The sequence below is a fragment of the Streptomyces sp. NPDC086023 genome, from assembly GCF_044540325.1.
In the GTDB taxonomy this organism is placed as follows: domain Bacteria; phylum Actinomycetota; class Actinomycetes; order Streptomycetales; family Streptomycetaceae; genus Streptomyces.
Map to the genome: position 1 here is coordinate 371,804 of NZ_JBITRX010000004.1, position 16,846 is coordinate 388,649.

General features: G+C 71.5%; 19 protein-coding genes. 10 read left to right on the forward strand and 9 right to left on the reverse strand.

Features of this window, described 5'->3' with window-relative positions; genetic code table 11:
• Positions 1 to 225: 225 nt before the first annotated feature.
• The 8 genes from ACIF6F_RS11110 to ACIF6F_RS11145 form a co-directional block, all read right to left on the reverse strand.
• Positions 226 to 2,343 (reverse strand): ATP-binding protein, encoded by a 2,118-nt coding sequence (locus ACIF6F_RS11110; protein ID WP_399944353.1) that lies wholly within the window; start codon positions 2,341 to 2,343, stop codon positions 226 to 228.
• 90 nt (positions 2,344 to 2,433) lie between these two features.
• On the reverse strand, positions 2,434 to 2,646 hold the full coding sequence (locus ACIF6F_RS11115) for a DUF6257 family protein (RefSeq protein WP_399944356.1): 213 nt from the start codon (positions 2,644 to 2,646) through the stop codon (positions 2,434 to 2,436).
• A complete protein-coding gene (locus ACIF6F_RS11120; RefSeq protein ID WP_399944359.1) occupies positions 2,636 to 2,863 on the reverse strand; it encodes a hypothetical protein in 228 nt (75 codons plus the stop codon). Before ACIF6F_RS11120 ends, ACIF6F_RS11115 begins: the two co-directional genes overlap by 11 nt.
• The gene (locus ACIF6F_RS11125) at positions 2,860 to 3,234 is read right to left on the reverse strand and encodes a DUF6251 family protein (protein WP_399944362.1); all 375 of its coding nucleotides are present in this window, start codon (positions 3,232 to 3,234) and stop codon (positions 2,860 to 2,862) included. The genes ACIF6F_RS11120 and ACIF6F_RS11125 overlap by 4 nt, the downstream gene beginning before the upstream one ends.
• Positions 3,231 to 3,566, reverse strand: coding sequence for an RRQRL motif-containing zinc-binding protein (locus ACIF6F_RS11130; RefSeq protein WP_399944365.1), 336 nt, complete (start codon positions 3,564 to 3,566; stop codon positions 3,231 to 3,233). The genes ACIF6F_RS11125 and ACIF6F_RS11130 overlap by 4 nt, the downstream gene beginning before the upstream one ends.
• Complete coding sequence (locus tag ACIF6F_RS11135; protein ID WP_399944368.1) at positions 3,563 to 4,444, reverse strand: DUF2637 domain-containing protein; 882 nt, start codon at positions 4,442 to 4,444, stop codon at positions 3,563 to 3,565. Before ACIF6F_RS11135 ends, ACIF6F_RS11130 begins: the two co-directional genes overlap by 4 nt.
• On the reverse strand, positions 4,441 to 4,614 hold the full coding sequence (locus tag ACIF6F_RS11140) for a hypothetical protein (RefSeq protein ID WP_399944369.1): 174 nt from the start codon (positions 4,612 to 4,614) through the stop codon (positions 4,441 to 4,443). The genes ACIF6F_RS11135 and ACIF6F_RS11140 overlap by 4 nt, the downstream gene beginning before the upstream one ends.
• The gene (locus ACIF6F_RS11145; protein WP_399944372.1) at positions 4,611 to 4,874 is read right to left on the reverse strand and encodes a DUF6284 family protein; all 264 of its coding nucleotides are present in this window, start codon (positions 4,872 to 4,874) and stop codon (positions 4,611 to 4,613) included. The genes ACIF6F_RS11140 and ACIF6F_RS11145 overlap by 4 nt, the downstream gene beginning before the upstream one ends.
• A gap of 460 nt (positions 4,875 to 5,334) precedes the next feature.
• On the opposite strand from ACIF6F_RS11145, the gene ACIF6F_RS11150 reads away from it, so the two are divergent.
• Together ACIF6F_RS11150 and ACIF6F_RS11155 are read left to right on the forward strand one after the other, a co-directional pair.
• Positions 5,335 to 6,177, forward strand: coding sequence for a sigma factor-like helix-turn-helix DNA-binding protein (locus ACIF6F_RS11150; RefSeq protein ID WP_399944374.1), 843 nt, complete (start codon positions 5,335 to 5,337; stop codon positions 6,175 to 6,177).
• Position 6,178: 1 nt separating this feature from the next.
• The gene (locus ACIF6F_RS11155) at positions 6,179 to 6,988 is read left to right on the forward strand and encodes a hypothetical protein (protein ID WP_399944376.1); all 810 of its coding nucleotides are present in this window, start codon (positions 6,179 to 6,181) and stop codon (positions 6,986 to 6,988) included.
• 100 nt (positions 6,989 to 7,088) lie between these two features.
• On the opposite strand, the gene ACIF6F_RS11160 is transcribed toward ACIF6F_RS11155, so the two are convergent.
• On the reverse strand, positions 7,089 to 7,682 hold the full coding sequence (locus ACIF6F_RS11160; protein ID WP_399944379.1) for a hypothetical protein: 594 nt from the start codon (positions 7,680 to 7,682) through the stop codon (positions 7,089 to 7,091).
• Between the two features lie 353 nt (positions 7,683 to 8,035).
• On the opposite strand from ACIF6F_RS11160, the gene ACIF6F_RS11165 reads away from it, so the two are divergent.
• The 8 genes from ACIF6F_RS11165 to ACIF6F_RS11200 all read left to right on the forward strand — a co-directional run bounded on the left by ACIF6F_RS11165 (position 8,036) and on the right by ACIF6F_RS11200 (position 16,843).
• Complete coding sequence (locus ACIF6F_RS11165; protein WP_399944381.1) at positions 8,036 to 8,890, forward strand: DUF2797 domain-containing protein; 855 nt, start codon at positions 8,036 to 8,038, stop codon at positions 8,888 to 8,890.
• A 118-nt stretch (positions 8,891 to 9,008) separates the two neighbouring features.
• Positions 9,009 to 9,305, forward strand: coding sequence for an antibiotic biosynthesis monooxygenase family protein (locus ACIF6F_RS11170; RefSeq protein WP_399944384.1), 297 nt, complete (start codon positions 9,009 to 9,011; stop codon positions 9,303 to 9,305).
• On the forward strand, positions 9,289 to 10,215 hold the full coding sequence (locus tag ACIF6F_RS11175) for an amidohydrolase family protein (RefSeq protein ID WP_399944386.1): 927 nt from the start codon (positions 9,289 to 9,291) through the stop codon (positions 10,213 to 10,215). The genes ACIF6F_RS11170 and ACIF6F_RS11175 overlap by 17 nt, the downstream gene beginning before the upstream one ends.
• Before the next feature lie 68 nt (positions 10,216 to 10,283).
• Positions 10,284 to 11,036 carry a response regulator transcription factor gene (locus tag ACIF6F_RS11180; protein ID WP_399944389.1) on the forward strand — a complete coding sequence of 251 codons (753 nt, stop codon included), beginning with the start codon at positions 10,284 to 10,286 and terminating at the stop codon, positions 11,034 to 11,036.
• A gap of 104 nt (positions 11,037 to 11,140) precedes the next feature.
• Positions 11,141 to 12,619: an ATP-binding protein gene (locus ACIF6F_RS11185; RefSeq protein ID WP_399944596.1), complete on the forward strand. Its 1,479-nt coding sequence runs from the start codon at positions 11,141 to 11,143 to the stop codon at positions 12,617 to 12,619.
• A 25-nt stretch (positions 12,620 to 12,644) separates the two neighbouring features.
• Positions 12,645 to 13,928: a glycosyltransferase gene (locus tag ACIF6F_RS11190; RefSeq protein ID WP_399944392.1), complete on the forward strand. Its 1,284-nt coding sequence runs from the start codon at positions 12,645 to 12,647 to the stop codon at positions 13,926 to 13,928.
• Positions 13,925 to 16,081: an ArnT family glycosyltransferase gene (locus ACIF6F_RS11195; RefSeq protein WP_399944395.1), complete on the forward strand. Its 2,157-nt coding sequence runs from the start codon at positions 13,925 to 13,927 to the stop codon at positions 16,079 to 16,081. Before ACIF6F_RS11190 ends, ACIF6F_RS11195 begins: the two co-directional genes overlap by 4 nt.
• Before the next feature lie 138 nt (positions 16,082 to 16,219).
• The gene (locus tag ACIF6F_RS11200; protein WP_399944398.1) at positions 16,220 to 16,843 is read left to right on the forward strand and encodes a TetR/AcrR family transcriptional regulator; all 624 of its coding nucleotides are present in this window, start codon (positions 16,220 to 16,222) and stop codon (positions 16,841 to 16,843) included.
• Positions 16,844 to 16,846 lie beyond the last annotated feature (3 nt).

Sequence of the window (16,846 nt, forward strand, 5' to 3'; positions counted from 1 at the left end):
GCTCTCGGCTTGTCTGGGGTGAAACGGAATCTCTTCCGGGTGGCACTCAGGGAGTTGGGCCACCCCCTGCCGGAGTGGCTGTGGAGGGGGTTTCGGGGGTCTGACCTGCGGCGCCTCCCTGCCTCCCTGGCGGATCATTCGCGCAGGTCAGTGCCAGGGAGGCGGCTCAGGGAGCCTGTCAGGGAGTTCTCCCTGCCTCCCTGCTCTGTCGGGGTGCGGATCCCTCTACTCGGCAGCGGAAGCGGAACCGTCGTCCCCGCGGTTGGTGAGCGCGCGGGCGATGCGGTCACGGCCGATGACCATGCGGCCGTCGGACTTGTAGGGCTCGGCGCCGGTGCCGTCCAGGACGCGCTTGAGGTCGATGAACGACCAACGCCCGTACGCCTTCTCGTTCAGCGCGGCGAGCCGCTTGAGGACCTCCTGCGTGAGCACGCGGGCCTCGGCGCCCAGGACGGTCGCGATGTCCGCGAGCGGGTCGTACTCAGCAGCGTCCGCCACCGTGTGGACGGTGACGATGCCGTTGCGCAGGGCCTTGGCCCGGTGGGCCACCTCGCCAGCCTGGTCGGTGTCGATGTAGTGCGTGCGGACCGTGATGGAGGCCTGCCCGGCCGGGATCTTGATGCCGTCGGAGGCGACGACCACAATCCCCTTGTCCAGCCCCTGGCGCAGCAGGTGCGGGGCCGCTCCGCCGTCGACGGCCTTGTCCCCCAGCGCCATGCGGGCCTGAGACTCGGTGCCCAGGGCGAGAGAAATCCGGGTGTGGGCGCCCTCGCGGACCAGCTTGGGGAGGTTCTGGTCGGTGGGGTCCTGCGTGCCCTCCCACAGCAGCACATCCACAGCACGGCCCTGGTTGTGGATCTTCCGCGCGGCCATGAAGTAGCGCGAGGTGGCCTTGGACCCGCCGTAGGGCCGCTTGTCGGCGCCGACGGCCGGGCACATGAACGCCACCTGCGCCTCATCCACGATCAGGACCAGCGGCGGGAACACCGTGCCGGCCGGGGCCTGGATGCGGCGTTCCATCTCCGCGACCCCGGCCTCCAGCATTTCGGTGGCGTCGATGACGTGCTCGTCGGTCGGCCCTTGGATGAGGGTGGTGGCGAGTCCGTCGAACATGCCCCAGTCCCCGACGCCCTTGAGGTCAGCGATCCGGAACTCCACCGTCTTGTCCAGTGCCAGCCATAGGGCCAGTGCGCGGAGGGCGGCGGTCTTGCCTTGGTTGGATAGGCCGGTGATCAGCAGCATCCGCTGATACAGGCTGATCAGCGCGCCGTCCCCGCGCAGGTCCTGACCCCACGGGGCGCGGCCCGACTTGTAGTCGGCCTTCAGGGTGTCGTCGAGGACGAGCGGGGAGGGGCCGATCGGCTCGTCGAGCGCGCCGGAATCGGCGATCCACAGCCGCACGGTGCGGGCGGCGGCCGGCAGGGTGATGAACACTTCGTGCTCGTGCCGGGCCAGGTTCTCGGCAAGCTTCCTGCGCCGTCCCTGCACCTCAGCCGTCGATACTCCCGAGGGGAGGGTGACGTCGACTTCTACGCCGCATCCGGCGATCCGGATCGGCCCGAGCATCGCGGCACCCGCGTCGCCCATGTCCTTGATCGCCTTACGCAGCGGTCCGATGCCCAGGTCCCGCAGCGCGGTGACGACGATGGAGGGGGTGATCGGAGCGCCGGCGTCGTCGCGCTGCTGGGCGGGCAGGGCCCACTGAGGTGCGGTCTGCTGGTGGCGACCCAAGCCCCACAGGGCACCGAGCACGGCCCACGGGCCGACCGTCACCAGCGGCCCCCACACCACCGTGCCGACCACGGTGACCCAGCGGATCAGCTCGATGGCCGCCAGCAGCGGGCCGACCGTGTAGGCGGCGTCCTTGTTCGCTATGGCCAGCACGATCCCCAGCCCCAGCAGACCGCCGACGGCCGTGAGCAGGGCGTAGAGGGCGTTGCGGGCGACGTCCTGGGGTGCCTTGATCAGGTCCATGCGGCGGCGGTGGCGGTCGGAGCGGAAGCGGTGCAGGCGGTCCTCCCACTCCTTGGCCTCCTCCCAGTTCCCCGCCGCTTCCGCGGCCCGGATCATCCGCTGGTAGCGAGACCCGGTCCGCCCGTCCCACGCGCGGCGGAACGCGATCCGGGCGCCGCCCAGGACGTAGAGGCCGTGGCGGACGAACATGCGGGCCGCGGTCTGGGTCCGGTCGTTGACGACCGCGTCGCGCATCGCGGCCAGGGTGCGCTTGAACACCCGCACCGAACGCGCACCGAACGACGACTCCGGGGCGGGCGGAACGAGGGTAAGGGGCTCGGCGGCAGGCTCGGTGGGGGTCTTGAAGAGGGGGACGACGTTCTCGGGCATGCTGAATGTCCTGTCGTGTCTCGTGATGAGCGGGGCAGGGCCCGGGGCGGCCGGCTTCCTTGGCCGGGTGACGGCCGCCCCGGGGCACAGCTAGCGGGACCTACGGCCCTTGTCGGCCTGCGCGGCTTCGCGCTCCTCGCGCTCGCGGGCGCCGTCGATGATGCGCTCGACCCTGCGCTCCAAGTCGCCCTGATAGACGGTCTGCGAGGCGATACCGCGCTTGGCCATCCGGGCGATGTACCAGGCGAGCTGGGCCTTCTCGCGGGCGGTGAACTGCGGGTCCTTCTGGGCCTTACCGGTCATGAGGACTCCCTGAGGGGCAGCGTCCGGTCTTCTTCAGTTCATGGGCGTGGCACAGCACCGGGGCGATCAGCCAACTGATCCCGGCGACGGTCCAGCGGCCGCCGGTCAGCGGGCCCGGGGGAACCTCATCGAGGATCCGGCCCGTGCGGCCCACGGCCCGCGGGTCGTCCTCGCAGGCCACGATCAGCACCCGGTCTCCGGCGGCGAACACGCTCACCGCCGCTTCCGGGATCGGGCCTTGGCCAGGTTCTTGGCCGCGGCCTTGCCCTCGGTACCGCCGACGCTGCGAACGACGGTGACCACGCCCCAGCACAGGACCGCAGCCAGGAACGCGAGCATGGCCAGATTGGCCGCGATCGCAGTGAGTGCGCCGACGAGGAGGGGGCCGAAGTAGACCCCGGCCGCGACCGCGCCGGCACCGACCCCGGAGCCCAGCGCGATGCGCTGAACGGTGCGGTCGGGCGGGGCCTGGTGGATGTGCTGGTGCACCACCTGCTGCCCGCTGTAGGCGGCAGGGAGCTGGTCGGCGTAGGTGTAAGTGCCGTCCGGGAGGCGGACGACCGAAGCGGGTTCAGGCAGGTGATTCACGACGGGCTCCCTTCGGGGTACGCGCAGGTCACGCACATGCCGAGCGAGGTGGGGATGACGTATCCGGCGTCACGCCGGCAGGCGGGGCAGGTACGGCGGGCGAGCATCGCCAGCGCCAGAGCGCCCCACTTGCGGGCGGTCATCGGCCGTACCGGCAGTGCCTGGTCGACGCGGTAGAGGTAGGCGACCAGCGGTGGCCGCCGGTAGCGGGGCCGCTCCACCTGCCCCACCACCGGCTGACCGCCCGGCCGCAGGCCCAGGGCACGCAGTTGGCGGCGGGTGGCCAGGCCGTCCGGAGCTAGGCGCCAGGTGTAGACGGGTATCGCGCTCACGAGACGGCCACCGCCTCAGCCGCGGCGTTCCGCTCACGCTCCGCCCGGAGGGTGTCGCGCAGCATCCGACCGTTCGCCGGAGACGTACGCAGCGTCTGCCGCAGCCGGTCCGCGGTCAGCTCCTTCACCGACCACGACTCCGTCAACGCCCGAGCCTCAGCCAGCAGTTCATCCGCCGTACGGACCGTGCGTGTTGTGCGGGCCGACTCCGGCACCCGACCCGTCGCCCGACGAGGACGCGGCCGATCGGCAGCAGCCACCCGATCCGACTTCATCACCGCAACCGGCACGCCCCCGTCCATGACGAACACCTCGTCGTCACCCAACTCAGGCAGCGCGGGCTCCGGCGCCGGGGCGGGTCCTGCGGGGGCCGACTCGGGCAGGTCAGACATGGACTGATTTGCGGGATCCTGTGTCGATTCCTCCACATCCGATCCGGTGGGCGGTCGGTGGTGGAGGACTTTGCCGACGAGGTCGGATCCGAAGTAGATCGACCCGACCGGCAGCGACGCGGCAAGCAGCACCAGCGCCCAGTTCAGCGCATCCGACTCCGCCAGCCGCGCCCACTCACCCGACGTGCCGTGCAGACCGTGCACGTAGTTCAGCACCAGCGACGCGGCCGTATAGGCGGCCAGCACCCGCAGCGCGAACCGCCGACCGTCGCCGGTCAACACGAGCGCGGCCACGAGTGCGAGGGCCATCAGGCCGTCGACCACGAACGGGTACAGCATGGCGGCGGTGTCATCGGCGCCGATCGTTCGAGCCACATCCCGCAGCGCATTCCACGACACCCGGAACGCCATCAGCACCACGACGACGAGCGCCCCCACAAGGAGATTCCGGCCGCCGCGCCCCAGGGGCTTACCAGTGGCGCTCATACGCCACCGCCCTCGTGCTCGTCGGCCCGGATCAGCAGGTAGTTGACGCCGATGACGATGGCCTCGGCGATGACACCCAGGCTGACGAGGTCCTGGTTACCGTTGAGCGCACCCCAGACCACCGCCACCACGCACGGCGCGACAAGCGCCCAAAAGACGATGCGGTTCACGCGACACCGCCCGGGGCCGCCGCGGCCCGGTTCTCCAGCGCCGTGCGGGCCGCCAGCACCCGCCGGCGCGCCCTCCGCAGCCGGGTGAGGTCCACCTCGGACGGCACCCGGTCCAGCACCATGATCTGCGCGTCCAGCTCATCGCGCTCCGCCAGGATCAGCGGCAGCTCCAGCTCAATCGCGTCCAGCTCCGCGGCCGTCGGCTCAAGGCCGGCCGGCAGCGCGGTAACACCCATGTGACGTGCAACGATGGACTCCATCGGGTCTTGCTCCTCTCACCAGGAACGGGACCGAACAGCGCCCCCGGTGTTCCAGCACCGGGGGCGCACTTCGTAGGTGAAGCAGGTCAAACACCGGCTCCCCTCAACCCCGCCCGTACAGCGCCGACGGCACCAGACGGGCAGAGGAGGCAACCAGCCGCGGCTGATGAGCCGCGGGGGGTTGAACACATTGCTTGTCGTCTCTTTCCGAGAACACGGGCTCTCGTTGGTAGGCAGAGACTGCCGTCCGGTTGCCAAGGGATTCCGGCGCCCTCGACCCCTCTGTGGGGCCTCTTGTCGTGCAAGTTTCAGCAGGTCAACGGCCGCATAGAGTCCCTCGGCAATCGCTGCCTAGGGGGTCTATGCGCTGACCTGGTAGCCAAGGTAGGGACTCCTTGCCGTGGTCGTCAAGCCCCCCTCGCGGTATGGTTGCTAGACCCCCTAAGCGCGGAGGTTCTAGGTGCACGTAGAGATCGAGCAGGTGGCTCAGGTCGAGGTCCCCGTCGAGCGAGCCAAGGCGGCGATTGCCCTGATGGCCGACTACCAGGGCCGAGTCACGGAGTTGTCCCGCATCCGGCGAGAGGCCATTGAGGAGGCCGCTGCTGCGGGCATGTCTCAGTCGGAGATCGCGGCTCTACTGGGCGTCAGCCGCGGACGAGTGGGTCAGCTGGCCGCCCAGGGGCCGCCGCCTGAGCGCGCCTTCTTCGGGACGGACCTCATGACTATTTCCCTAGGTGGGAAGTACGAGGCCGGAAAAGCCCCGGATGAAATGGGTGAGGTGGTCGCTCGCGAAGATCTCGACAATTTCGAGCACCTGCGCAAGCTGTTCGGCACCCTGAAGCTGGACGCGCAGTACGAGGTGATTCCGCCCACGGGAATCGTCAACCTGAATCGGGACAATCACGTCGTGGTCTGCGGCCCGCGGCTCTCGCCGATCGTGGCGCAGGTGCTTGAAGGTGACGACAATCTGCGCTTTCAGAAGGACCGAGCGTGGCACCTGGTGGACCTGAAGACCGAGGAGGTCTACAGATCACCAATGGATGAGGACGGTTCGGCAGGTGATGTCGGGTACCTGGCCCGTCTTCCGCGACTGGACGGGAAGGGAACCTTCATCTACATCGCGGGGATTCACGCGATTGGAGCCAATGGGGTAGTTCATTACCTCGAAAACCATCTTCCGGAGCTTTACCGCGACGTTCGCACCCGCCGCTTCTCTACGCTGATTTCATGCCGCTACGACCCCAAGACACTTGAGGTCCTGGAGAGCACGCGAGTCAGTCCGATCTACCGACACGAGGCGTGACATGTACGTCAGCGTTGCGACCGAAGCTGGGGGGCTGGCGCCCAATGAAGATTGGGTAGCCGGCACCCCAACCCTTGCCGTGGTGCTCGATGGCCTCAGCACCGCCGGGCTGGACACCGGCTGTCGACATGGTGTGCCGTGGTACGTCGCCCAGCTCGGCGGCCATCTCGTGGCGGCGCTGGCGGAGTCCGACCGGCAGTTGACGGATGGGCTGGCCGATGCGCTGGACAGGGTGGCCCGGCTTCACCCGGAGTGCGACCTGAAGAACCCCGGTACTCCGTCCGCGACGGTGGCCATCCTGCGAGAGCGGACGGGTAGCTTCGATCACCTCGTTCTTGCGGACTCGCCCGTGATCCTTGAAGGCGACAGCGGCGTGACGGTACTGACTGACCTTCGGGTGGACGACGTGTGCCGCGACCTGCGCACGGAGACAGAGCAATTCCAGACTGGGACGCCGGAACATCGGGCGAGCGTAGCCAGGCTGGTGGCTGCGCAACGGGCGATCCGGAACACGGAGGACGGTTACTGGGTGGCGGCGTCGACTCCCGAAGCCGCTCTTCATGCGTTGGTTGGCACCACTCCTGCGGACGGCGTCCGGTCCGCTGCCGTCATGTCGGACGGCGTCTCCCGGCTTGTTACCGAGTATCGGATGGCTACCTGGGAAGGGGTTCTCGACAAGCTGCGCGAGGAGGGGCCTGTGTCCCTGATCCGCAGCGTACGAGAGGTGGAGGCGATGGACCCGCACGGCCAGCGCTGGCCCCGCTATAAGGCGGGGGATGACGCGGCCATCGCCTTTTGCCGGCGTGTCTAGCGGGGCGTTGGCAATGGCCGCAGGGATCAGCATCGGAGTGCACCCAGGAAAGTGACACAGTGAGATGCAGCGGCCCACGCGCCACGCGAGCCTCATCAATTCAATTTGTATCTCCGCGACCGTCATTGAGGTAGGTGCGAGCGGCGGTGACGAATTGGCGTTCCGCCCTCTCGTAGTCTTGCCAAAACTGGTCATGGAGGATGGCTGCGGGGCTACTCAATACGTCGACAGGTAGGATATGGGCGCCGTAAACCATCGCCCCAAATCGGTTAAAGGGTTCGAGGAGAGGTGTCAGATCGTCTGGCCCTTCTAGGGCCACTGTGGCCATTGCGTCGTTGAGCGTCTTATACGCAGCGCCCACACTCTCGGCGCGGCTACTCCTCGCCTCTTCTGCGTCGGCCCGCTGTGCATCGGTCACTTCTCTACTTGACAGAACGCGATCCCATCGGTGCGCGTCAGCTCTCACTCTGGCGTAAGTATCGCGCAGGTTGCGAATTGCCCGAAGCAGATCAAGATAGGCCGTACGTTGCGCCGCCAGTCGAGCCTGGGCATGCTGAGCGCGGGCAGTAATATCGGCTGCCGCCACTGGCACGTGTACCGCTTTGGCCGCGTTCCTCGCCTGCCAATAGATGGCTGGGACGCCCACAGCGGTGATAGCGGCCGAAGCCAAGGACGCGAGCTCCGTAGCGTTCATGACAGCTATCCTGCCCAGGCTTCACGGTCTCGTGGGCCTCCATCCTGAAACTCACACCTGACGAGCAAGCAGGTGGGTTGGCCTGTCTGACATCAGTTGCTGACATCAACGTCGGCGGACACGGGCGTACCCTGGTGGGCGTGGGACCTGCGGAGTTCGGCCGCAGACACTTCCCAGAGCGCTCAGGGCGGTAGTGGGCACCCGCCTACGGATCAGAAGGTTGCAGGTTCGAATCCTGCCGAGTGCACCAGCCAGAGGGCCCCGGACGAAAGTCCGGGGCCCTCTGTCGTTGCCGTCAGGCGCGCGTGATCGCCGGGACGGGGGGAGAGATCCGAATGTGGTGGTGCACCGGAATGCGCTGGACGGCGGCCGGACCGGCCCTGACCTGGTCCGCTCCGGGGCGCGGCACCCGCGAGAGCCCGCTCGCCGCCGGACGGCGGCTGGCCTTCACCGCCGAGGGCGCCCGGCGCTGCGTGGGGGTCTGGCGGGCCGGCCGGTGGACGCCCTGCCCGGGCGCGCGGGAGATCCCGGCGGGCGCGGGGCGCGACCAGTGCACCGAGTGCGCGCGGCTGGACCGGTCCTTCTCCGTGGCGGCGGACACCAATGCCGCGGACCCGCGGACGTACCGCGTCTACCTGGCCTGGTTCGGCCCCGGGATGACCAAGGTCGGGATCACCGCGGAGGAGCGGGGCGCCGCCCGGCTGCTGGAGCAGGGGGCCGTCGCGTACACCTGGCTCGGGCGCGGCCCGCTGATGGCGGCCCGGCGTACGGAGGAGCTGCTGCGGGCGGCCCTCGGGGTGCCGGACCGGATCCCGTACGCGCGCAAGCGGGCGGTACGGGCCGTGCTGCCGCCGTTCGCCGAGCGGGCGGCCGAGGTTGCCGGCCTGCACGGGCGGGCCACCGCGCTGCCCGGCTGGGCCGAGACCCTGGAGCGGCTGCCCTGCGAAGTGGCCGACCACACCGACGCGTTCGGGCTCGACGGGCTGCCGCGGCCCACCGGGGTCGTGGCGGGGCTCGTGCCGGGCGGAGCGGTCGCCGGGTGGCTTGCCGGTGCCGCCGGGCCGGACCTGCATTTCGCGGACGGGCTCGTCGTGGACACCCGGCTGCTCAGCGGCTGGGTGCTGGCCGCGGCCGGGGAGGGGGCGCGGACGTCCGTACCGGTGCGGCCTGCCGAGGAGGCGAGGGAGGAGCAGGAGGGGCTGTTCTGAGCGGCAAGGTCAAATCTTGGATCCCTTCGGGCGGCGACCGTGGACACCGGGATCTTCCGCACCGGAAGGTGGTCGGCATGAGCATCCAGCCGCTTCCCGCCTTCGAACCCCCTACCTGATGGCCGTGTTCACCTCGGTCCGCACCGAGGAGCCCGTCGGCTACGCCGAGACCTCGACCCGGATGGGCGAGCTGGTCAGGGCCATACCCGGCTACCTCGGTCACGAGAACGCCCACACGCCCGGCGGCCTCAGCATCACCGTCGGGTACTTCCGCGACGAGCAGGCCCTGCAGCAGTGGCGCACGGATCTGGAGCACCGGCAGGCGCAGAAGCGCGGCCGCGACGAGTGGTACGAGAGCTACACCCTGCACGTCGGCACGGTCGAACGGAGCCACGGCTTTGTGCGGGAGCGCTGAGCCTGCGGACGACCCGGCCGGGTCCACCGCCGGGGCGGTGCGCCGCTTCCGCGACCGCCTCGGGATCCCCGGCCTGGTCGACGTCCACACGCACTTCATGCCCGAGCGGGTGCTGGCCAAGGTCTGGGACTACTTCGACTCCGCCGGGCCGCTGACCGGCGTCGAGTGGCCCATCACCTACCGCCACGAGGAGGACGAACGCGTCGCGCTGCTGCGCCGGTTCGGGGTGCGCGCCTTCACCTCCATGCTCTACCCGCACAAGCCCGACATGGCCGCCTGGCTGAACTCCTGGGCCGCCGGGTTCGCCGCCCGGACCCCCGACTGCCTCCACACCGCGACCTTCTTCCCGGAGGCCGGGGCGGCGGCGTACGTGCGGGGAGCCGTGGAGCAGGGCGCCCGGGTCTTCAAGGCGCACCTCCAGGTCGGCGGCTACGACCCCAACGACGACCTGCTGGAGCCCGTCTGGGGTCTGCTCGCCGAGGCCGGCCTGCCCGTCGTGATCCACTGCGGTTCCGGCCCGGCCCCGGGCAAGCACACCGGCCCCGGGCCGGTCGCCCGGCTGCTCGCCCGCCACCCTCGGCTGCCCCTGGTGATCGCGCACATGGGCATGCCGGAGTACGAGGACTTCCTGGCCCTCGCCGGGGCGTACCCGGAGGTCCGGCTGGACACCACCATGGCCTTCACCGACTTCGCCGAGCGGCTGGCCGGCTTCCCGCCGGGGGCGCGGGACAGGCTGGCCGACCTCGGGGACCGGATCCTGCTCGGCACCGACTTCCCCAACATCCCGTACCCGTACGAGCACCAGCTGGCGGCCCTCGAACGCCTGGGGCTCGGGGACGACTGGCTGCGTGCCGTCTGCCACGACAACGGCGCCCGCCTCTTCGGCCTGCCCGGCGCGGGAGGCCGCTGAGGGCTTTCTCAGGAAATTCACAGACTGGCGCAAGAGGGCTCTCAGCGGCCCGGGCCAGCCTGGGCATCATGACCGCGACCACGCACACCACGTCCGCGTCCCGCGCCACGCAGCTCGTCCGCCCCGACGGCGGGCCCTGCAGGGTCCTCGTCGTCGACGACGAGGCCGCGCTCTCCGAGCTGCTCTCCATGGCCCTGCGCTACGAGGGCTGCGACGTGCGCAGCGCCGGGGACGGCGCCGGTGCGGTACGCGCGGCCCGCGAGTTCCGGCCCGACGTGGTGGTCCTGGACATCATGCTGCCGGACATGGACGGCCTGACGGTGCTCGGCAGGCTGCGCCGGGAGCTGCCGCACGTGCCGGTCCTCTTCCTGACGGCCAAGGACGCGGTCGAGGACCGCATCGCCGGCCTGACCGCCGGCGGCGACGACTACGTGACCAAGCCCTTCAGCCTGGAGGAGGTCGTCGCCCGGCTGCGCGGCCTGGTCCGGAGGTCGGGTGCGGCGGCCGCGGCCCGCAGCGAGTCCGTACTGGTCGTCGGGGACCTCACGCTGGACGAGGACAGTCACGAGGTGACGCGGGGCGGGGACGAGATCCACCTGACCGCCACCGAGTTCGAGCTGCTGCGCTACCTGATGCGCAACCCGAGGCGCGTGCTGAGCAAGGCGCAGATCCTGGACCGGGTGTGGTCGTACGACTTCGGCGGCCAGGCCAACGTGGTCGAGCTGTACATCTCCTACCTGCGGCGCAAGCTGGAGACCGGACGCACTCCCATGATCCACACCAGGCGCGGGGCCGGTTATCTGATCAAGCCGGGGGAGTAGTGCCCGCGAGACCGCGTTCCCGCACGTCACAGGGCCGCTGGGCCGCACGTGCCCGGCGGCCCTGGCCGCTGCGCGCCCGGGGGCCGTGGTCCCTGCGGACCCGTCTGGTGGTCTCCGCCGTGGCGCTGATCGCGGTGGTCGGCGCGGCCATCGGCACGGTCACCACCCTCGCCCTGCGCACCTACCTGGAGAGCCGGCTCGACGAGCAGCTGCGGATCGCCGTCGAGATGTCGTCCCGCGACCGGGACCCCGACCGCCCCCCGCTCCGCTTCGTCTCCGCCCCGGGCAGCCCCCTGGACACCGTGGGCGCACGCCTGGCGGCCGATGGAACGGTCACCGAGGACGGCCGCAGCGTGGCCCGGGGGCCCGCCCCCGGCAGCCTGGTGGCCCTCACCCGGGCCCAGGCCGATGCGCTCAGGGAGGCCGCGGCCCAGGCCGACACCCGGGCGGCCACGGTCAGCCTCCCCGGACTGGGCGACTACCGGGTGCTCACCGCCGCCGACGGCAGCTTCGTGCTCGGCTTCCCGCTCTCCGGCGTCCAGTCCACCGTCACCACGCTCATCGTGGTCGAGGTGTGCGTCACGGCCGCCGGTCTCCTCGCGGCCGGACTCGCCGGCCAGGCCCTGGTCTCGGTCGCCCTGCGCCCGCTCCGCCGGGTGGCGGCCACCGCCACCCGGGTCTCCGAACTCCCCCTGCACAGCGGCGAGGTGGCGCTCCACGAGCGAGTCCCGGCCGCCGAGGCGGATCCGCGCACCGAGGTGGGGCAGGTCGGCGCCGCTCTCAACAGGATGCTGGGGCACGTGGGTTCGGCGCTCACCGCGCGCCAGGAGAGCGAGACCCGGGTACGCCAGTTCGTCGCGGACGCCTCCCACGAACTGCGCACCCCCCTGGCCTCGATCCGCGGTTACGCCGAACTCACCCGGCGCGGCCGCGAGGAGGTGGGCCCGGACACCCGGCACGCCCTCGGGCGGATCGAGTCGGAGGCCACCCGCATGACCGGACTGGTCGAGGACCTGCTGCTGCTCGCACGCCTCGACGCGGGCCGCCCGCTCCAGCACGAGGACACCGATCTCGTCCCCCTGGTGCTGGACGCCGTCAGCGACGCCCGCGCGGCCGGCCCGGAGCACCGCTGGCGCCTGGAACTCCCGGACGAGCCCGCCGAAGTACGGGCGGACGCGGCCCGGATCCAGCAGGTGCTGGTCAACCTGCTCGCCAACGCCCGGACGCACACGCCGCCCAACACCACGGTGCTGGCGCGTGTTTCACGTGAAACGACGGTTTCACGTGAAACATCCACCCGGACTCACGCCGTGCTGCTGGAGATCGAGGACAACGGCCCCGGCATCCCGCCCGACCTCCTGCCCCACGTCTTCGAGCGTTTCGCGCGGGGTGACGCCTCCCGCTCCCGCCAGGCCGGATCCACCGGCCTGGGGCTGGCCATCGTGCAGGCCGTGGTCGGGGCGCACGGGGGCCGGGTCGACGTGCAGAGCGAGCCGGGCCGGACCCGCTTCCAGGTGCGGCTGCCGGCCGCGGACTGCCGCCCGTACTCACAGGCGGGCCACAGTCTCACCACACAGGGGTGACAGCGGGTCTGGCGAGGGTCGGACCATGCGAACCGAACCGGCCGCAGCGGCCCTCTCCCCCGGTACCCTTCCGGCCCGGCGTCACCTGCCCGCCCACCTGCCGGGCGCGCCCGTGCTGGACGTGGTGATCCCGGTCTACAACGAGGAGCGGGACCTCGGGGCCAGCGTCCGCCGGCTCCACGAGCACCTGGCGAACACCTTCCCGTACGCCTTCCGGATCACCATCGCCGACAACGCGAGCACGGACAGCACCCCGGAGGTGGCCGCCCGCCTCGCCGCGACGGTGCCCGGCGTCCGCGTCCACCGCCTGGAGCAGAAGGGCCGCGGGCGGGCGCTGCGCACCGTCTGGTCGCAGTCCGAGGCCCCGGTGCTGGCCTACATGGACGTGGACCTCTCCACGGACCTCAACGCCCTGCTGCCGCTGGTCGCCCCGCTGATCTCGGGCCACTCCGACCTCGCGATCGGCACCCGGCTCGCGGCGTCCTCGCGCGTGGTGCGCGGCCCCAAGCGGGAGTTCATCTCCCGGGCCTACAACCTGATCCTGCGCTCCTCGCTCGCCGCCCGCTTCAGCGACGCCCAGTGCGGCTTCAAGGCCATCCGGCGCGAGGTCGCCGAGCGGCTGCTGCCGCTGGTCGAGGACTCCGGCTGGTTCTTCGACACCGAGATGCTGGTCCTGGCGGAGCGTGCCGGGCTGCGGATCCACGAGGTGCCGGTCGACTGGGTCGACGACCCCGACTCCACCGTCCACATCGTCCGGACGGCGACCGAGGACCTGAAGGGCGTCTGGCGGGTGGGCCGGGCCCTGGCCGTCGGCGCGCTGCCCCTGGACCGCCTCGCCCGGCCCTTCGGGGACGACCCCCGCGACCGGGCGCTGGAGGGCGTACCGCGCGGACTGGCCCGGCAGCTCGTCGGCTTCTGCGTGGTCGGGGCCCTGAGCACGCTGGCCTACCTGCTGCTGTACTCCGCCTTCCGCACCGCCCTGGACCCGCAGGCCGCCAACGCGGCGGCCCTCCTTCTCTCGGCCATCGGCAACACGGCAGCCAACCGCAGGCTCACCTTCGGCGTCCGTGGCCGGGAACGCGCCGTACGTCACCAGGCCCAGGGACTGGTCGTGTTCGGCATCGGCCTGGCCCTCACCAGCGGCTCCCTCGCCGCGCTCGGCGCCGCGACCAGCACCCCCGCCCACGGCACCGAGCTGGCCGTCCTCATCACGGCGAACCTCGCCGCGACGGTCCTGCGCTTCCTGCTCTTCCGCGCCTGGGTCTTCCCCGAGCGCCGCACCACCGACGTGAAGGACTCGATCCGATGACCGCAGTGCTCACCGCACCCCTGCCCGTCCGGGCCGCCCCGGCGGCCGCACGGACCCGCTGGGAGCGGCCGGCGCTGGCCGCGCTCCTGCTGGCCACCGCCGCGCTCTACCTCTGGAACCTCAGCTCCTCCGGCTACGCCAACTCCTTCTACTCGGCCGCCGTCCAGGCCGGCAGCGAGAGCTGGAAGGCCTTCTTCTTCGGCTCCTCCGACGCCGCGAACTCCATCACCGTCGACAAGCCCCCGGCCGCCCTGTGGCCGATGGCCCTGTCGGTACGGCTGTTCGGCCTCGGCTCGTGGCAGATCCTCCTCCCGCAGGTCCTGATGGCCGTGGCCACCGTGGGCGTCCTGTACGCCTCCGTGAAGCGGCAGTTCGGGTCGGCGGCCGGCCTGATCGCGGGCACGGTCTTCGCGCTGACGCCGGTGGCCGCGCTGATGTTCCGCTTCAACAACCCCGACGCCCTCCTCACGCTGCTGATGGCGGTCACCGTCCACTGCGTGCTGCGCGCGCTGGAGGGCGCGTACACGAAGTGGCTGGTCTGGGCCGGCGTCGCGCTCGGCTTCGCCTTCCTCGCCAAGACCCTCCAGGCCTTCGTGATCCTGCCGCCGCTCGCCGTGCTGTACGCCGTCTGCGCGCCCACCCCGCTCCGGCGCAGGCTGGGGCAGCTGGCGCTGGCCGGCCTGGCGATGGTGGCCGCGGGCGGCTGGTGGGTCGCGATCGTGGAACTCTGGCCGGCGTCGTCCCGCCCGTACATCGGCGGCTCGCAGAACAACTCCTTCCTTGAGCTGACCTTCGGCTACAACGGCCTCGGCCGGATCAACGGCAACGAGACCGGCAGCGTCGGCGGTGGCGGCCGCGGCGGCGGTCAGGGCGGCGGTCAGGGCGGCGGCTGGGGCGAGACCGGCATCGACCGGCTCTTCTCCTCCGACATCGGCGGCCAGATCTCCTGGCTGCTTCCGGCGGCCCTGGTGCTGCTGGTGGCCGGCCTGGTGGTGACCTGGCGGGCCGAGCGGGCGACCGACGCGCTCGACTCCATGGCCCGTGCGGCCTTCCTGGCCTGGGGCGGGGCGCTGCTGATCACCGTGGTGGTGTTCAGTTTCATGCAGGGGATCTTCCACGAGTACTACACGGTGGCGCTGGCTCCGTACGTCGCGGCGCTCGTCGCGATGGGGGCGAGCGTGCTGTGGGAGGAGCGCGCGGCCGTGGCCGCCCGGCTGACGCTCGCCGGCACCGTCCTGCTGACCGCCGGATGGTCGTACGTGCTCCTCGGCCGCTCCTCCGACTACCTGCCCTGGCTGCGCTGGGCCGTCCTGGTGGGCGGCGCGTTCGCGGCGGCCGGTCTGCTGCTGCGCCGCACCGGCCTGGCCGCCGGCGCGCTGGGTCTGGCGGTGGCGTTGGCGGGCCCGCTGGCGTACACCCTGACCACGGTGAACACGGGGCACACCGGCTCCATCGTGACCGCGGGCCCGGCGGTGGCCGGCGGCCGGGGCGGCCCCGGCGGCTTCGGCGGCCCGCGCGGTGACGACGGCCGCTTCGCCATGCCCCCGAACTTCCGGGGCGGCCCGCAGGGCCAGAACCAGGGCCGGAACCAGTTCCCCGGCGGCGGCACGGGCGCCATGCCCCCCGGCATGAACCAGGGCGGCCAGAACCAGGGCGGCCCCCAGGGCGGCCTCCCGATGGGCCAGCCCCCCACCGGCACCGGCACCGGCCCCACCGGCACCTTCCCCGGCACCGCGGACCGCGGCGGCGCCGGCGGCCCCGGCGGCGGCATGGGCGGCCTGCTCAACGGCGCGAACGTCAGCGCCGCGGCCAAGGCGGCGCTGAGCAAGGACGCCGGCAGCTACACCTGGGTCGCGGCCGCCATCGGCTCCCAGAACGCGGCGAGCTACCAGCTGGCCACCGAGAAGCCGGTGATGGCCATCGGCGGCTTCAACGGCAGCGACCCCTCCCCGACCCTGGAGCAGTTCAAGAAGTACGTCGAGGACGGCCGCATCCACTACTTCATCGCCGGCGGCGGGATGGGCGGAGGCATGGGCGGCGGCCCCGGAGGCGGCGGCACCAGCAGCTCCGTGAGCGCCTGGGTGACCGAGAACTTCACCCAGGTCACCATCGGCGGCGCCACCTTCTACGACCTGACGTCCCCGAAGGCCTGACGGCACCCGGGCCCCACCCGAAAGCCGCCCCTTCACCTGGGGCACCCTCTAGCATCAAGACGGGCGGACCGGGCATTCCGGGCCGGGCCGGTCCTCCCCGGACCGCACCCGGGTGACCCGCAGGACGGAGGGTGCCTCATGGTGACCGCGGCCGACCGCACCAGCGTGTGGCTGGCGTCCAAACCAGCCGCCGGGACCAGACGCCGCAGCGAGCAGCCCACCGGGCTGGACCGCGAGAAGATCACGGCGGCCTCCGTCCGGCTGCTCGACGCGGAGGGCCTCGCAGGGTTCTCCATGCGCCGCCTGGCCGCCGACCTGGGGGTCACCGCGATGTCCCTGTACTGGTACGTCGACACCAAGGACGACCTGCTCGAACTGGCCCTGGACGCCGCCCTCGGCGAGCTCCCCCTGCCTCCCGAGCCCGGGTCCCCCGCAAGCCCCGTCCCGAGCGCCCGCAGCTGGTCCGACCGGCTGCGGGCGCTCGCCTGTGGGTACCGCCGCCTGCTGGCCGTACACCCGTGGCTGCCGGCCCTGTCGGCCGAGTACCCCAACATCGGGCCGCACGCCCGCGCCTTCGACACCGCCCTGATGCGGTTGCTCGGCGCGACCGGGCTGGCCGCGCCGCGGCGGTCCGGCGCGCACCTCGCGGTCAGCCGGTTCCTGCACGGCTGCGGCACGGTCCGTCAGGCCCCGGAAGGCGACTTCCACTTCGCCCTGGACCTGCTGGTGGCGGGCATCGAGGCGCACGCGAGACCGGCCTGACCC

Coding starts and splice junctions, on each gene's coding strand:
- ACIF6F_RS11165 (WP_399944381.1), top strand. CDS start 8,036: ATGCGCTGGACGGCGGCCGGACCGGCCCTGACCTGGTCCGCTCCGGGG.
- ACIF6F_RS11195 (WP_399944395.1), top strand. CDS start 13,925: ATGACCGCAGTGCTCACCGCACCCCTGCCCGTCCGGGCCGCCCCGGCG.
- ACIF6F_RS11180 (WP_399944389.1), top strand. CDS start 10,284: ATGACCGCGACCACGCACACCACGTCCGCGTCCCGCGCCACGCAGCTC.
- ACIF6F_RS11190 (WP_399944392.1), top strand. CDS start 12,645: ATGCGAACCGAACCGGCCGCAGCGGCCCTCTCCCCCGGTACCCTTCCG.
- ACIF6F_RS11135 (WP_399944368.1), bottom strand. CDS start 4,444: ATGAGCGCCACTGGTAAGCCCCTGGGGCGCGGCGGCCGGAATCTCCTT.
- ACIF6F_RS11200 (WP_399944398.1), top strand. CDS start 16,220: ATGGTGACCGCGGCCGACCGCACCAGCGTGTGGCTGGCGTCCAAACCA.
- ACIF6F_RS11160 (WP_399944379.1), bottom strand. CDS start 7,682: ATGAACGCTACGGAGCTCGCGTCCTTGGCTTCGGCCGCTATCACCGCT.
- ACIF6F_RS11115 (WP_399944356.1), bottom strand. CDS start 2,646: ATGACCGGTAAGGCCCAGAAGGACCCGCAGTTCACCGCCCGCGAGAAG.
- ACIF6F_RS11110 (WP_399944353.1), bottom strand. CDS start 2,343: ATGCCCGAGAACGTCGTCCCCCTCTTCAAGACCCCCACCGAGCCTGCC.
- ACIF6F_RS11170 (WP_399944384.1), top strand. CDS start 9,009: ATGGCCGTGTTCACCTCGGTCCGCACCGAGGAGCCCGTCGGCTACGCC.
- ACIF6F_RS11145 (WP_399944372.1), bottom strand. CDS start 4,874: ATGGAGTCCATCGTTGCACGTCACATGGGTGTTACCGCGCTGCCGGCC.
- ACIF6F_RS11155 (WP_399944376.1), top strand. CDS start 6,179: ATGTACGTCAGCGTTGCGACCGAAGCTGGGGGGCTGGCGCCCAATGAA.